Annotated in this window: 13 protein-coding genes; 4 read left to right on the top strand and 9 right to left on the bottom strand. The window is 71.1% G+C overall.

All coding sequences use genetic code 11. The annotated features are described in order from the left end of the window. Window position 1: 1 nt before the first annotated feature. Window positions 2-3,112 (bottom strand): tetratricopeptide repeat protein, encoded by a 3,111-nt coding sequence (locus JK361_RS08070; protein WP_201814941.1) that lies wholly within the window; start codon window positions 3,110-3,112, stop codon window positions 2-4. 220 nt (window positions 3,113-3,332) lie between these two features. On the opposite strand from JK361_RS08070, the gene JK361_RS08065 reads away from it, so the two are divergent. Then, a complete protein-coding gene (locus tag JK361_RS08065) occupies window positions 3,333-3,818 on the top strand; it encodes a hemerythrin domain-containing protein (RefSeq protein ID WP_201814940.1) in 486 nt (161 codons plus the stop codon). Window positions 3,819-4,200: 382 nt separating this feature from the next. Here the strand turns inward: JK361_RS08065 and JK361_RS08060 are convergent, their stop codons facing one another. After that, window positions 4,201-4,641 (bottom strand): MarR family winged helix-turn-helix transcriptional regulator, encoded by a 441-nt coding sequence (locus tag JK361_RS08060; RefSeq protein WP_201814939.1) that lies wholly within the window; start codon window positions 4,639-4,641, stop codon window positions 4,201-4,203. Window positions 4,642-4,728: 87 nt separating this feature from the next. On the opposite strand from JK361_RS08060, the gene JK361_RS08055 reads away from it, so the two are divergent. Then, window positions 4,729-5,142 carry a nuclear transport factor 2 family protein gene (locus JK361_RS08055; RefSeq protein WP_201814938.1) on the top strand — a complete coding sequence of 138 codons (414 nt, stop codon included), beginning with the start codon at window positions 4,729-4,731 and terminating at the stop codon, window positions 5,140-5,142. A gap of 403 nt (window positions 5,143-5,545) precedes the next feature. Further along, window positions 5,546-6,280, top strand: a complete 735-nt coding sequence (locus tag JK361_RS08050; RefSeq protein WP_201814937.1) for a dienelactone hydrolase family protein — start codon at window positions 5,546-5,548, stop codon at window positions 6,278-6,280. 141 nt (window positions 6,281-6,421) lie between these two features. On the opposite strand, the gene JK361_RS08045 is transcribed toward JK361_RS08050, so the two are convergent. The 6 genes from JK361_RS08045 to JK361_RS08020 form a co-directional block, all read right to left on the bottom strand. Further along, window positions 6,422-7,378, bottom strand: coding sequence for a hypothetical protein (locus tag JK361_RS08045; RefSeq protein ID WP_201814936.1), 957 nt, complete (start codon window positions 7,376-7,378; stop codon window positions 6,422-6,424). A 214-nt stretch (window positions 7,379-7,592) separates the two neighbouring features. Further along, window positions 7,593-8,345 carry a VC0807 family protein gene (locus tag JK361_RS08040; RefSeq protein ID WP_307787213.1) on the bottom strand — a complete coding sequence of 251 codons (753 nt, stop codon included), beginning with the start codon at window positions 8,343-8,345 and terminating at the stop codon, window positions 7,593-7,595. Window positions 8,346-8,679: 334 nt separating this feature from the next. Next, a complete protein-coding gene (locus JK361_RS08035; RefSeq protein WP_201814935.1) occupies window positions 8,680-9,549 on the bottom strand; it encodes a class II glutamine amidotransferase in 870 nt (289 codons plus the stop codon). Between the two features lie 153 nt (window positions 9,550-9,702). Continuing rightward, window positions 9,703-10,704 (bottom strand): BtrH N-terminal domain-containing protein, encoded by a 1,002-nt coding sequence (locus JK361_RS08030; protein WP_201814934.1) that lies wholly within the window; start codon window positions 10,702-10,704, stop codon window positions 9,703-9,705. Beyond that, window positions 10,701-11,507 (bottom strand): MerR family transcriptional regulator, encoded by an 807-nt coding sequence (locus JK361_RS08025; RefSeq protein WP_201814933.1) that lies wholly within the window; start codon window positions 11,505-11,507, stop codon window positions 10,701-10,703. The genes JK361_RS08030 and JK361_RS08025 overlap by 4 nt, the downstream gene beginning before the upstream one ends. A 261-nt stretch (window positions 11,508-11,768) precedes the next feature. Then, window positions 11,769-12,692, bottom strand: a complete 924-nt coding sequence (locus tag JK361_RS08020; RefSeq protein WP_201814932.1) for an NADP-dependent oxidoreductase — start codon at window positions 12,690-12,692, stop codon at window positions 11,769-11,771. A gap of 132 nt (window positions 12,693-12,824) precedes the next feature. Between JK361_RS08020 and JK361_RS08015 the strand changes: the two genes are divergently transcribed. Beyond that, window positions 12,825-13,868, top strand: a complete 1,044-nt coding sequence (locus JK361_RS08015; RefSeq protein WP_236052535.1) for a GlxA family transcriptional regulator — start codon at window positions 12,825-12,827, stop codon at window positions 13,866-13,868. A 225-nt stretch (window positions 13,869-14,093) separates the two neighbouring features. Here the strand turns inward: JK361_RS08015 and JK361_RS08010 are convergent, their stop codons facing one another. Then, on the bottom strand, window positions 14,094-14,366 hold the full coding sequence (locus JK361_RS08010) for a hypothetical protein (protein WP_201814931.1): 273 nt from the start codon (window positions 14,364-14,366) through the stop codon (window positions 14,094-14,096). Between the last annotated feature and the right edge of the window lie 325 nt (window positions 14,367-14,691).

The following is a 14,691-nucleotide window of genomic DNA, read 5'->3' as shown; positions in this document are numbered from 1 at the left end:
CTCAGCTGCGGCCGAGTGCGGCGGCACGGGTCGCCGCCTGCGTCGCGTCCTGCGGGCGGTCCAGTGCGCGGTAGCAGTCCGCGAGCATCAGCAACACCATGGGCTGCACAGGATCCAGTGCCAGCGACTTCTCGAAGGCCTCCGCGGCCTCGGTGGCCTCGCCCTTCCTCCGGTGCACTCGGCCGAGCGTCGCCCAGCAGGCGGCGTCCGTGGGAAGCAGGCCGACGGCGCGCCGGGCCGGGGCGAGGGCCTCGTCGAAGTGCTCGGCGCTCATCAGCGCCTCGGCCAGTCCTCTGTGGATCAGCGAGTCGAGCGGCCGCTCGTCCGCCAGTCGCCGCCAGAAACCGACGGCGTGCTCCCGGTCTCCCTCCAGGGAGCGGGTGACGGGGTCGTCGCCGGCCGGGTCGTGCACGTGGGACAGGGACGCGACGTGTCCGAGTTCTTCGCGCACGGTGACGAGCAGACGCTCGACGTCGGGCGGGGTCCGGTCCGCGTATGCGTGGCTGCTTGGTGGCGCGGTCCTGCGCAGGACGAGGGCGGTGGGGCTGCCGGCCGCGGCCATGCCACGCCGGTCCGCTTCGGCGCGCAGAAAGAGGGAGAGGGGATGTTCGGCCGCGACCGGGTCCCACCCCGCGGCGGCGGCGAGCGAGCACACTCGGCTCGCACGTTCCTGGTCCCCGGTCTCGATGAGAAGCGAGAGGACGTGGCCGGAGAGGTCGGCTCTGTTCAGTCCCGCGGCCTGCTCGGCCGCGTGCCGAAGCCGGTCCAGTCCGCCGTCCCCCTCCTCCCGGGTGGGCGCGGTCGTTCCGCACCACCGGCAGCGCAGCTCCTTGCCCGGATCGCGGTTGGTCAGCACGGCGCCGCCGCAGCCGGGACAGCGGGTGAAGTAGAACGGGGTGTCGCGCAGCTCCCCGCGCGGGTACTCCACTCTCAGTCGGGCGCTGTACCGGCGGAGGTTGTCGTTGAAGGCGTCCGCGTAGTTGCCGGGGCCGACGTCGCAGTCCAGGTAGAAGTCGACCGTGTAGAGCAACGTGTCCGCGTTGAGACGTATGTTGAGGAAGGGCACGGCGGGCGAGGGAGGTGCCTCTCCTCGCGACGCCGCCCCTGGCTGACCGGGCGGGCCGGACGGGTCGGGCAGGCCGGACGGGGCGGACGGTGCGGGCGGGTCGGGCGGGCCCGACTCGGCGGGATCGAGGGGGCTTGCCTCGGCGGGATCGAGGGGGCTTGCCTCGGCGGGATCGAGGGGGCTCGCCTCGGCCGGGTCGTCGACGGGCTCGGCGATGCGGCGGGCCAGGTCGACCGCCGCGTTCCAGAGGGCGGTTGCCGCGTCCTCTCCCAGGTCGTCGCGAGCCGCCGCGTCCAGGGACAGCGCCTCGTCGGTACGGTTCATCAGCAGCTGGCAGGCCAGAAACCGGACGTACCACTCCTCGGTGGACAACCCTTGGGCATGCGCCATCTCCAGGGCCTGCCAGGCGGTGTGGATGTCGCGCAAGCGGTCCATGCAGACCACGGCCAGCCGGAACTGCAAAAAGGTCTCCTGCGGGGCGATCTCCAGTCCGTGCTGGTACGCGTCGACCGCCCGATCCCACTCACCGAGCTGTTCGAGTGCCAGGCCCTGGTTGCCCCAGGCCTGCCACACATCGGAGAATTCGGCGGTCACACGGGTCAGCAGGTCCACGGCCGCCTGCGGCCGCTCCGCCACCAGGTACACGGTGGCCAGGTTGCTCAGCACGGCCGCCCGCATGTCGGGCGGCGCCTCGACGGCCAGCATCTTCAGCAGGCGCTCGGCCTGTTCCAGGTCACCGAGCCGCTTGTACGAGAGCGCCACCTCCACCCGGCACTCCAGGGCGGTTCGTTCCGGCAGCCCCATGTCGAGCGCCTGCCGGAACGATACGAGGGCTTCGTCTTCCTGCCCCAGCAGCGACAGCGCGGTCCCGCGCCGGTAGCGCAGCGTGGCGGTGATCCTCTCGGGCGGCAGGGAGTCGATCTCCTCCAGCCCGAGCTGGGACTCGCCCATGCCGAAGAGGCTGATGATCCGCTGCTCGTCGAGCCGGTCCTGCTGCTCGGCCAGTACGGCGGCCAGAGCGGCGCTGTCGTGCATCAGCATCAGTGACGACATCGGTTCATGGGCGTCCGCGGCGGTCCGCAACCTGTCCACGACGGCGCCGAAGTCATTCGGCCGCTGATGAGGACGCAGGGCCAGGCAGTCCCGGGCGAGTGCCATCAGGGTGCCGGCAAGACGGTCGTCAGCCGAGCCGTTCGACGGCGGGGGCCCATCCGGCAGTGTCCCGGAGCGGTGGGCGGCCTTCCACTCCCGCCTCCCGGCCGCCGTGTACGGGGTGTGTCCGGTGAGCAGCTCGAACAGCACAGTGCCGAAGGCGTAGATGTCCGCCGCCACGGACGGCTCGGCGTCCGCCCCCACCTCCGCGTCGGCGTCGGCGTCGGCGTCGGCGTCGGCGTCGGCGTCGGCGTCGGCGTCGGCGTCCCAGCATTCGGGTGCGCGGTAGGCCCAGGTGCTCTCCAGGTCCGAGGTGCCGTGCCGACCGGTGACCCGGGACAGGCCGAGGTCGGAGACGAGGAGCCACCGGCCCAGCACGAGCAGGTTCTCCGGCTTGAGATCACCGTGGACGAGACCGGGGATCTTCCGCTGGGCGAGGTGCATGCCCACGGCGGTCTGGAAGGCCAGGGGCAACACGGTCGAGGGGGGCAGGGCGGTGCCGTCGGTGAGCAGGTCGCGTACGGTCCGGCCGCCCCGTGGTCCCGGTGGGACGACCGGCATGGTCACGAACGGGCGTCCCTCGAAAGTCTCCAGGGAGAGGGCGGGCATGATGTGGGGCAGGCCGGTCAGCCGTGACCAGAGGACCACTTCGCGCACGAAGGCGTCGCGGACGGCACGGTCGAAGAAGAACCGGCGTTGGAACGTCTTCAGGGCGAACTGCGGTGCGCCGCTGCCCTGTTCACCGCACAGCAGCACCTCGCCCATGCCTCCGCGCAGCACCTCGTACACCAGCAGGTTCTCACCGAGACTGCCGATCGGCCCCTGCTGTGGCGGTTGTTCGGCGTCGGGTGACAGAAAGTCGGCAAACGGGTTGCCTGGCGTGTGCCGCTCCATCCGCCCTCCCCCTGGGCCGCGCTGCCAGCCAATGATGCGGGCCGCGCGGAGAGGGTGTCGATACCATCCGCGCTCGTACTTTCTTACGGCCCCCGGAATGCTGGTGGGAAGGCGATCGGTTGCCTGTCGGCCGTGTCGCGTGATCGGATGGCGACAGCATCGCGTGCCGGTGGCGGACTGCGCCAGGCATGGAGGTGCGGAACCGAAGGGGGCGCCCTCCGTGGCTTCCCGCGACGGCGGCCGTGTTGCCGCCCTGAGTCATCAGCTCGCACAAGCTCATCAAGAACTGCGCCGTCAGATCTCGGACATCAGGAAGAGTCTCGGCCGACGCCGGTTGAGCGACGACGTCCTCCTCACCCATTGCCTGTCCTTCTGCGCCGCGTTGACGTCACACCACCAGGGTGAGGACGACGGGATGTTCTCCCGGTTGCTCCGCGAACGCCCGGATCTCGCGGCGACCGTCGCGAACCTCGTCGAGGACCACGCCATGATCTCCTCGATCCTGTCCCGGGTGAAGGAACTCGCTGACAGGGCTGCCGGCTCGACCGACGCGGCCCTGGAGGCGATCGGGCGCGAACTCGACGGACTGGCGGCGATCATGGAATCCCATTTCACCTATGAGGAACGGACGATCAGCGAAGCCCTCGACGCCACGGCAACTGTGCCTGACTGGGCCGGCATGGTCTTCCGGTTCGATGTGACGTGAAGGGACGGGGGGTGCGGTCCCGCGCCGACCGGCTCGGCGGGCTGAGGCCGCCTGGCCGTCGTCGGCGCGGTCGCGGTTCTCATCGGCCGCGCCGACCAAGGGCGCTCATGACCTGAGCCGTTGAGTCTGGGGGTCGTAGCAGACGAGACCCAGCGACGAGGCGACCTGCGCCGCGTGGGCCGAGGTTTCTTCCGCCATGCTGTAGACCATGGGGAAGTAGATGAAGGCGGTCGTAGCGCATGGGCCGTGAGACTGCCACAGGCCACTGACATCAGCCGCCCTGGGCGACCACCCGGCCACCGCACCCCCCGCCACGGGCTTGTCCGGCACCCGGACCCGAACCCCCGTCACACGCGTGATGCCACCGCTACCCGAGAGGCGGTCACTTCGGCTCGTGGCGAGCGAGGACCCGGGTGAGCAAGCGGGTCAGCACTTCACGGTCCTCGGCGGACAGTGGCTGGAGGAGGTCGTCCTGCGCCCGGTCGAGCGCCCGGTCCAGACGCTGCAACTGCTGTGCACCGGCCCGGGTGAGGGTCACCTTGTTGCGCCGGCCGTGGTCCGGGTCCGGCGCCTTGTCGACGAAGCCCTGATCGACCAGTCCGCCGACCGCCGCCACGACGTCACTGCGGTCCATGCGGCACCGCCGGCCGAGTTCGGCCTGGCTCGCGGCGCCGAACTCGTCCAGTGCGGCCAGGATGCGGTAGTGGTACCCGCGCGCACCCGCAGCGGTGAAACCGTCGAACACCAGCCGACGGGCGTGGACGGCCAGCTGGGTGATCAGCCAGCTCGGCTTCGCCGCCAGGCGCTCGGGGACTTCTTCCATGGCAACCACCGTAACAGTGTTGGCGGAACCAACACACTCCACTAATGTTGGTCGCACCAACATTGGGCTGCCTCCGAAGGAGACGTCGTGTCCGCTGACACCCGAACCGCCGACCGCGCCGAGATCGTCGAACTGTTCGCCCGTCTGGCCAACCTGTTGGACGAGCACCGTCACGGCGATGCCCACACCGTCTACACCGACGACGTGGTGGTGCACTCCCCGCGCGGCGGCGAGTTGCACGGCCTGGAGAAGGTGACCGCCTACCTCAAGGGCAGCCAGGTCGAGGGGGAACGCACGTTCCACCTGCACGGCGACGTGCTGATAGAGGTCGACGGTGACCGCGCGAAGGCCACGGCGAACGAACTCACGTACTTCTATCGCGACGATGAACCGCCCTACCGGACCAGCGGCCTGCGCGTTGCCAACACGGCGGTGCGGACGCCGGAGGGCTGGCGATTCAGCGAAGTACGGATTTCGCTCGCCTGGATGCAGGAGAAGTGACACAGCGGGTCGAGCCCTGCTCCCGGCCCGGCTGTACGACAAGGCCGAGACGAGATCGGCCCAGGGTCTTCGCAGGTGCGGTGAGGACGGCAGCCGCGAGGCCGGTGTGCCCGCGCGGAGGCTTCAACCTGCCGCGCGGTCAGTGGTATTGGCCGGAAGTGTCCCCCGTGCCGCACCGTGCGCCAAACGGCTGGCCTCGGCCCGGACCGGTGGACTAAGTTCTACGACCATGATTACCGGGACGGCGTCGCGCCACACACGGATCGGTGACCCGGTGCTCTCCTGAGCGCCGTACGGGCCGTAGCGGGCCCGTTGTCCGATCGAGGTTCCCGCGTTGCCGCACGGGATCCGCCTCCGTCGGTGTTGATCACAAGCTCGACACATCAACCCGACAGGAGAGTTCATGCCCATCGAGACGCTACACATTCCCACCGAGGACGGCCGGGCCGACGCGTTCGCCGCCTTCCCCGACGACGGCGAGCGGCACCCCGGGGTGCTGATGTACGCGGACGGCTTCGGCATCCGGCCCGTACTGCGGGAGATGGCCGGGGAACTGGCAGGGCACGGGTACTACGTGCTCGTCCCCAACCTCTTCTACCGGCACGGCCCGGCACCGGTGATCGATCTTCCCGAGCACATCGGAGGAGAGATCCGGCCCCGGGTCATGGCCCAGGTGATGCCCCTGGTCGAGGCACACACCACCGAACGTGTCCTGCGCGACGCCGACGCCTACCTCGGGTTCCTCTCCACCCGTCCCGAGGTCGGCACCGGGCCGGTCGCGGTGACCGGCTACTGCATAGGCGGCCTCCTGGCGATGCGCACCGCCGCGGCGCACCCCGGCCAGGTGGCCGCCGTCGCCGCGTTCCACGGCCCCGTGGGCGCCGCCGGGCCCGAACTGTTCTCCAAGATCACCGCCCGGGTCCACCTCGGCCACGCCGAAGGCGACATGACACCCGAGGCCCTCGGCGAACTCAACCAGGCACTGGACGCCGCGGGGGTCGACTGCACCTCCGAGATCTACCCCGGCACCGTCCACGGCTTCACCATGTCCGACACCGACGCTTTCAGCGCCTCCGGCACCAAGCGCCACTGGGAGCGTCTGCTTTCCCTCCTGGACCGCACTCTGACCGACCGATGAGGCTCCGGCTCGGCAACGGAACCTGAAGGACAGGCGCCGGCATTGCCCCTGCGCTTCTCCGGGGCATCAGGTATGGACCACTTCGGGTCGGAGCGGCTTCGCCGGCAGGGATCCGTGCCTGCGAAGCCCACCCGCGCCCGCTCACATACCGACGGTGGCCCTGCGCTGCGCCTGTTCGAACTCGGTGAGAGGGTCGCCGCCGATCTGCCAGGGCCAGGCGGTGACGACACCACCGATCGCCTCGAACACCGCACGGGCCTCGGCGCGCCGGTCGCCGGCCATCAGGGCGTAGGCGAGGAGGTTCAGGTCGGCGAGCGCCTTGGCGTGCCGGAGGAATCCCGGCTGCCCCCAGGTGTGCACCACACGGTCGAGTGCCTGAGCGGCCATCCCCTGGGACCAGTGGGTGCGTGCCACCAGCGCTTCGTAGCCGCCCCGGCCGAGGATGGCCTGGTACTGGAAGACCTGGGCGGTGAGTTCCGTCGCCACGCAGGGCGCGTTGGCCGGTACCCGGGCGATCAGCGCATCGACGAAGTCCAGAACCTGAAGGCGGGAGCCCCCCTCTTCCGGGCTGAGATAGGCCAGCATGTTCATGTACGCCTCGCGGTTCCAGCGGTCACGCGCGAGGACCTCGTTCCACACCCCGAACACCTGGGGCTGCCTCCAGCGTTCCCAGCGGGCCACCTTGAGCAGGGCCACCCAGGGGGCGGGATCGTCCGGCGCCAGCTCGGCGGCGCGCAGACAGCTCTCCGCGGCGTCGGACCTGTCGCCCCCTTGGGCCCGCGGGCCGGCCTGCGCGACCTGGGACCAGGCGTGGAGCACGAGCGCGGTCGGATTGCGAGGCTCGCGCGCGGCCCAGGACTTCGGCAGATGTGATGCGGAGAGGAAGTCGGCCAGCACGCTGATGCGATGCGTCCGGCGGTCCCAGTCGTCCGGGCCCTGCTCCAGGAGCCGTGACATCTGTGCCATGCACAGGTCAGTGGTGGCGATGGTTCCCGTCCTGGTCGTCGCCAGTAGGGACTTCAGCAGCCTGCCCAGTTCCTGGTCGTCGAGTTCCGGGGCGAGACGAACTCGTTTGCGGCGGTTTGAAAGAAATCCCATGTCGGGAGGCTAAAACGGATCACACTACGCACAAGGAGTACGCCGAGATCGTTATCGATCGCACTCCAACCGGCGGCGGGCGGCCCCGCCGGGACGACGTACGGCCGGCCGCTCCGGCCGTACGTCGTCGGTGGTGCCGCGCGTCAGGGCAGCCGCTTCCGGCCGCCCTGTGCTGCTACGAGCGGCTCACCCGCCTCGCCGCGCGGACGCGGTCTCAGGCCTGGGCCATGGCCGCGGCGGCACGTTCCTCGCCCCGGCGGCGTGCCTGCTTGCCGTACATGGTCGTCCACAGGATGAGGGCGCCGAGCACGCCGTAGATCAGGACCGGGCTCAAGGTCACCATGGTGTCGGTGCCCAGCACGAAGGACAAGGCGATCCGCGCGGCCGCCTCAAGGCAGTAGGCGACGCCCCAGACCGTCGTCATCGTCCGCACGGTCTGGCGGAACCCTTCGAACGCCCACAGGCCGTTCCACCAGGCGGTGCTCTCGGGGGTGCCGTCGGTGGCGAACTTGCGGCCGAAGTAGAACATCAGCGGGCGCGGCGCCAGCAGTGTGGCCAGGCACAGCAGCCCGAACAATCCGGTGACGGCCGAGTCCTTGATCAGCAGCGCCCTGGCCGAATGGGGGCCGACGAGCGACACCACGGCCGTGATCACCAGGAACACCAGCGTCACCACGGCGAACTCGTCGAGGCGACGTCGCCACGCGAGATGTACGGCGCTGTCGAGCACCGGCCAGGCGCTGCCGGCCAGCAGCGCGGCGAACTCGCTCCAGCCCTGGTCGCGGAGGGCGTTGTACGTGAGGATCGGGGCGGCCACGTTGAGCGAGATGGTGAGCACCCAGCCGAGCATGGCGGCGCCCCCGGACCGGGCGGGCGGCGCCGGGCGCTCGTCGGCCCGTACCGCGGGTTCCTCCGGTGTGCTCGGCGTGCCTGGTCTGGTCGTGCGGTCGTGGTCGTGAGCGGTCATGGTCCCCCCTGATGTTGCCGGTGTACGTGGTCTGGAGAAAGGAAAGCAGGCGCGCGACGGGAAGACGGGCTCCCTGGACCGCGCATCGGATCCCCCTGCAGGGCGTGATCTTCCACGACCAAGATCTGATTCCGCAACCGGTGCCGCACTACGGCTCTCGTCCTGAGCGGCCGTTCACCGCCGACCGAACGCGACCGGACCCGCGCCTTCGAACGCGACCGGACCCGACCGGACCCGCGCCTCCGGCACCGCCGGCCCGAATCCGCGCGCCCGAACCGCGTCGCAACCCGCCCGCCCCGTCTCCGCGGCCCGCCGGGGTTCGTGCGGCTGTGCGCTATGCGGCTTTCTGGGAGGCGGCGGCGTCGGGGCGCAGGTCGTCGAGGCTGAGCTGGTGTGTCGGCGCCGAGGGCAGGATCACTCGCCGGTCGGTGCGCAGGTCGGGGCCGACGTGGAAGAGTTCACCGGGCTCCATCAGGCGCCATCGGGGGTTGTCGTCCATTCTTTCGCTGGCGACGACGACGGCGGGGTGCTCGGCCAGATGGGCGGAGTGGACGCGCATGCGGCCGTGGCTGCCACTGTGATCCAGATGGCGGTCCCCGTGCTGGCCGCCCGCCGGACGCTCGAGCACGTACAGCTCATGGGTCTCCGGATAGCGCAACGCCCACAGCTCGTCGGTGGTGATCAGGATCAGGTTGAGGGCGTAGACGGGCAGGTTCCGGGCGATCCAGTGAGCGGCGTGCTCGATCCCGGCGGTGACGTCGCCACCGTACTTGCGTGTCTCCCGCGTGATCAGGGCGAAGAACCGCTCGGAGTCGGTGTCGCCCGCGACCAGGGACCGGTCGTCGCCCAGGTGGTCGTCGAGCTGCTCCAGGCCCTCGATGACCCCGTTGTGGGCGAACAGCCGTCCGTCTTGCTCGAAGGGATGGGTGTTGCGGGGGTCCAGGCCGCCCGTGGAGGCGAAACGCACGTGGGCCAGGAACGTGGCGGACTGCACCTGCCGGGCGTCCTCGGCGAAAGCACGGTCCTGGTAGGCGGCGATGGGGGCCTTGTCGATGTGAGGGGTGCCGTCAGCGGCGAAGTACCCCAGGCCCGTACCGTCGGGGTCGTGATGGCTCTGCCGACTGAGGCTGTCGGGTGCGTCGAGCAGCCAGAAGGTGGCGTGGGTGCGGTTCGGTGCGCTGCTGAGGCCGAACAGGCGACACACGGGCTTCCTCCTCGATCGCCGGACAGGCCGATTGCCTCAGTGGCCGATTGTCCCAGTGACGTCGGGCATCGACCACTTCGGCGCCGTCCGCGCCCGTGCCAGCCGACGAGTCGCAGCGTCGCAGCAGGGGCCGTGCGGCTCCCTGGCCGGCCGTCACTTCGGCGCTCGTCTCCCCAGGCGGATCAGTGCCTGCATGGCCTCGCGCTCCATCCGGGCGAGATCGCCGAGGACGGTGCCTGCCTGTGCGAGGCACCGCGCATCGCCTGCCGCAGCGGCCTTCGTGATCAGTGCCGCGACTTCCGTCCACAAGGTGGCCGCCTCGGCGTACAGCCCGTGGCCGGTGCGCAGGTGGCTGCTGTCGATTCGTCCGGCGCATTCGGCGAGGAAGTCACGGTAGAGGTTGCGGAAGAGGGCGCCGCCGGTGCCGGCCTCCTCCATCAGGAGGGCGGCCTGGGGCAGGTCCCGCTCCGGGTTGTCGGTCCGCTGGAGCCATGTGCGGACCAGCTTGCCGGCCTTCTCGATGCCGCGATGACCGAGGTTGGCGATGGGCGGGTTGAGGAAGGCGTCGGCGCACGCGGTGATGGCGGGAACGATCCGGTCCTGCGGGGAGCACGGCTTCGGCGGAACGGTGAGGGTGAAGGAGCGGTGCTTGGCGGTCATCGGGCCGCGCGCGGCCCTGGCCCGGGCGAGGCTGGTCAGGCTGGTGGTCACCGCTCCGCCTTGCTGGTCGGTGTCCACCAGGTAGGCGTCGCGGTCGTCGTAGCCGTACATGGCGACGACGTGACCGCCGAAGTGCGCCTTCGACCCGAAGTACTCCAGGTGATGACTGTCCAGCTGTAATCCCACGGGGTGGCCGGCGTCGATGCGGGCCGTCACGTTCTGCCATGCCCTGCGTGGCGAGGCGGTCTCCTGGACCCGGAGTTCCAGTCCGAGTCCGGCGGCCAGGTTTCTCGTGAGGTCGAACGGCTTGACCCGGCCCCCGAGGAAGGGGAAACCCAGGTTCTTGCCGTCCCAGTAGATGAAGGACAGACCGGAGCCGAGGCCGAAGAGCATGGGCTCCGACAGCGCGATTCCCTGGTGCCGCAGCAGCACGCCCAGAGCCGTCGTCTCGCAGTGCTGCGTACCGCGGGCGTCGACGTCGATCATCGTGCTCATGCTGTCCTTTCCTGGACGGGGAGAAGGAGCCGGGTCTTCAGTGCTTCCCGTGGCGCCGCTGTCGGCCCGACCAGGTAGACCTCGCGTACGGGCGCTCGCGGGCGCAGTCCGCGTTCGTGGACGGCAGCGAAGAGGGCGTGGTAGGCCAAGGGAAGTTGGGCATACGGCCCGATGTGCGTCGTCTCGGCGACCGGACCCGCGGGCAGCGTCTCGAACTCCAGACCGGGCACCCCTTCCCCGTGCGACGTCTGCACTCCGACGGCGATCCGCGTCCGCTCTTCGAGATCCAGCGGGTACAGCGCCCACAGGGGCGGCTCCCATGCGATTCCTGCCCTGCCGAGCGCCGGCAACAGCCGGCCCACACACTGCTCGACCTTCTGCCCGATCTCCGCGGGGGTGCAGACCGTCCGCACCACGGCGAGTCGTCGCTCCGGCTCTCCGCCCATCACCACCTCGTGGCCGGGCAGACCGGCCTCCGCCAGCCGCTCCAGCATCTCCAACCGCGCCTGGTCCCGGCTGATCCGTTCGGCCAGCCGGTCCCGTTCGGCGCGCAGGATCCGCGCCCTGGACTCGGGCTCGGCGCCCAGCGCCTGGGCGATCACCGCCAGGGGGACGTCCATCTCTCGGAGCAGGGCGATGGTCAGGGCATCACCGGCCTGTTCCGGTGCGTAGTAGCGGTACCCGGATACGCCGTCCACGCGGACCGGAGCCAGCAGCCCCGTCTCGTCGTAGTGCCGTAGCTGCTTGACGCTGAGCCGGCACAGGCGGGCGAAGCGCCCGATGGTGAGGAGTTCGTCTCGCACGCCACCATCGTGGACTCTCCCACGGTGGGAGAGTCCACCACCGGCCACCGGCCACCGGCCACCGATCATCGATCAACTGCCCGGCAGCCGTGCGGGAGGAGAGGAGAGGAGGGAACCCGGGAGGGAGGAGTCCTTCCGCTGCGGGTGGCAGCCCCATCCCCACGCCGCGGGTGGCAGCCCCATCCCCCGCGCCGCGGGTGGCAGCCCCGGCGGGGATCCGCCGGGGCTGTCCATTCCACGCCCCCGCCGACTGCGCCGCGGTCAGGCGACCGTCAGGACGATCTTGCCGGTGGTGCGGCCCTGCTCGCCGATCTCGTGCGCCCTCGCCGCCTCCGCCAGGGGCAGGACCGTCTCGACGACCGGCTTCAGCGCGCCACGCTCCACCAGGGCGGCGATCTCGCGCAGGCCCAGGTGGTCGGGCTCGACCAGGACCCACACCGCTCGCACCCCTTCCGGGGCGGCCGGGACGTCGTCCGGGCCGGGCAGGGTGATCAGCCGGCCGCCGGCTCGGAGCACCTTCAGGGACCGCTCCGCCGTCTCCCCGCCGAGCCCGTCCAGCACCACGTCGATGTCGGACACGACGTCCTCGAACCGTACCGCCCGGTAGTCGATCACCTCGTCCGCGCCCAGCTGACGCACCAGGTCGTGCTTGCCGGCGCTGGCCGTGCCGATGACGTACGCGCCGCGGGCCTTGGCGATCTGCACGGCGAAGTGGCCCACACCGCCGGCCGCCGCGTGCACCAGCACCCGCTCACCGGGGCGCACGTCCGCCGCGTCCACCAGCGCCTGCCAGGCGGTCAGCGCGGCGAGCGGCAGGGCCGCCGCCTCGACGTGCGTCAGACCGGCCGGCTTCGGGGCGAGGTGCCGGGCCGGCGCCACCACGTACTCGGCGTAGCCGCCCGCCTGGCGCGGGAACAGCGGCATTCCGAAGACCTCGTCACCGGGACGGAACATCCCCACACCGGGGCCGACGGCCTCGACGGTGCCGGACACGTCCCAGCCCACCGCCGGGACGGTGCCCCACTCGATGAGGGCCCCGCCGGCGCGGGTCTTCCAGTCCACCGGGTTCACTCCGGCCGCGTGTACCCGGACCAGGACCTCGTTGAGTCCCGGCTCCGGGCGCTCCACCTCACGCTCGACGAGGTTCTCGGGTCCGCCCCACTGCTCCACGACCACCGCACGCATGCTGTTCCGCCTTGCTCTCTGTCTCGATCGGTTCGCCGGACCGGGTGGTCCCCGGCGCGACACGGTCCACGATCCGGCACCCCGACCCTCCGCGGTGTTGGCCGTCCGGCCACTATGTGACAGGATCGGGCCATGAGTGGAACGCGGTGGGAGACGGACGACGACGCGCGGGGCCAGGCCGATGCGGTGCCCCGGCCGCACCGGATCGCCGTGCTCGCGCTGCCCGGGGTCCCGCCCTTCGAGCTGGGCATCCCCTCGCGCGTCTTCGGCAGCGTGCAGGACGCCGAGGGACGCCCGCTCTACGAAGTCACCGTCTGTACCGCCGACGGCGCCCCGGTGCTCAGCGACGCCGGCTTCACCGTGCAGCCGGCGGCCGGGCCGGAGGCCCTGGCCGCCGCGGACACGGTGATCGTCCCGCCCACGCACGCCATGCCCGAACTGGGCCTCGGCGGCCCGCTGCCCGCCGACGTCACCGCGGCCATCGCCCGCATCCGTCCCGGCACCCGGCTGGTGTCCATCTGCACCGGGTCCTATGTGCTCGCCGCCGCCGGGCTGCTCGACGGCCGGCCGGCCACCACCCACTGGAACCTGGCTCCGGAGTTCCGCCGGGCCTACCCCAGGGTCAAGCTCGACGAGGAGGTGCTGTTCGTGGACGACGGCGACGTACTGACCTCCGCGGGCGTGGCCGCGGGTGTCGACCTGTGCCTGCACATGATCCGTCGCGACCACGGCGCGGCCGCCGCCAACCGGGCCGCCCGCATGTGCGTAGTGCCGCCCTGGCGGGACGGCGGACAGGCCCAGTACATCGACCGCCCGGTCCCGGAACCCACCGTCGCCAGCACCACCGACACCCGGGCCTGGGCCCTGGAGCATCTCGGCGAGCCGCTGTCCCTCGCCCGGCTCGCCGAGCACGCCCGGATGAGCCTGCGCTCCTTCACCCGCCGGTTCCGCGACGAGGTCGGCATGACCCCGGTGCAGTGGCTCACCGCGCAACGCCTGGAACTGGCCAAGCAGTTGCTGGAGACCACCGACCTGCCGATCGACCTGGTGGCGCACCGGGCCGGCTTCGGCTCCGCGAACTCCCTGCGGGCGCACATGAGAACGGCCTTCGGCGTCTCCCCCGCCGCCTACCGTCGCACCTTCAGCCCGCATGACCTGGTCGGCACGGGAAGCTGATCACCGCCCGTACGGGGAGCTGACAGCGGATACCCCGTCGCCCGGTCGGTGGACGCGATCGGCGACCGGTGGTCCTTGCCGATCGGTCCGCGAACGGGCGACGGCTGGACGCCGACGACACCACTGTTCACCGACTCCCCGCCGGGTGACCCGAGCGGGGACCCGGCGCCGGCACGCCCCTCGCGGCGGTCCCACGGCCGGCCGGCGGCCGTGTCGGCGGACCTCCTACTCGGGGGCGACCCGGCAGGCGCTCACCGCGGTCGCGTTCGTGACGCCGTCCCTGGCCAGGTCGGACACGCACTGGTCGTGATTGCCGGTCAGACCGACGTAGCACGCCATCCTGACGGAGTCCGGGGCCTCACCGCCGCGCAGCTCGCGCTCGACCTGGTTGACGCAGGACGCGATGTCCGCGTGGGCGGCGGGCGCCATGAGTGCGGCGCCGCCGAGCGCGAGGGTAAGTCCGGTGAGCACACCGGCGATACGGGTCGTCGTGCGCATGGGACGCACCTGCTTTCCGGGATCGGCACGCCGATACGGCTCAGGTGGTGCCGCATCCGCGTGGGAACGGCGCCGAGCGGCGCTCGGCGAGGTGTGGTCTCCTCCTTCGTCGCCGGCGCGGCCGGCCGGCTACGCCGACCTGACAGCGAACGGTTGGACGGCGTACGCACCCTTCGCACCGATCCCCGTCTCCTTGTACTCACAGTCCAGGATGGTGGACCGGCGCCCCCGGTTGCCGGCCATCCACCCGTCGACGTGGGCCTTCGAGGAGCCGTAGCCGGGTCCGGAGACGTTCTCCGCGGACGCCTCCTGGGGCGGGTATCCG

This window comes from Streptomyces musisoli, assembly GCF_016741855.1.
GTDB classification, from domain to species: Bacteria; Actinomycetota; Actinomycetes; order Streptomycetales; family Streptomycetaceae; genus Streptomyces; species Streptomyces musisoli.
This window is presented reverse-complemented; position numbering and strand designations above follow the sequence as displayed.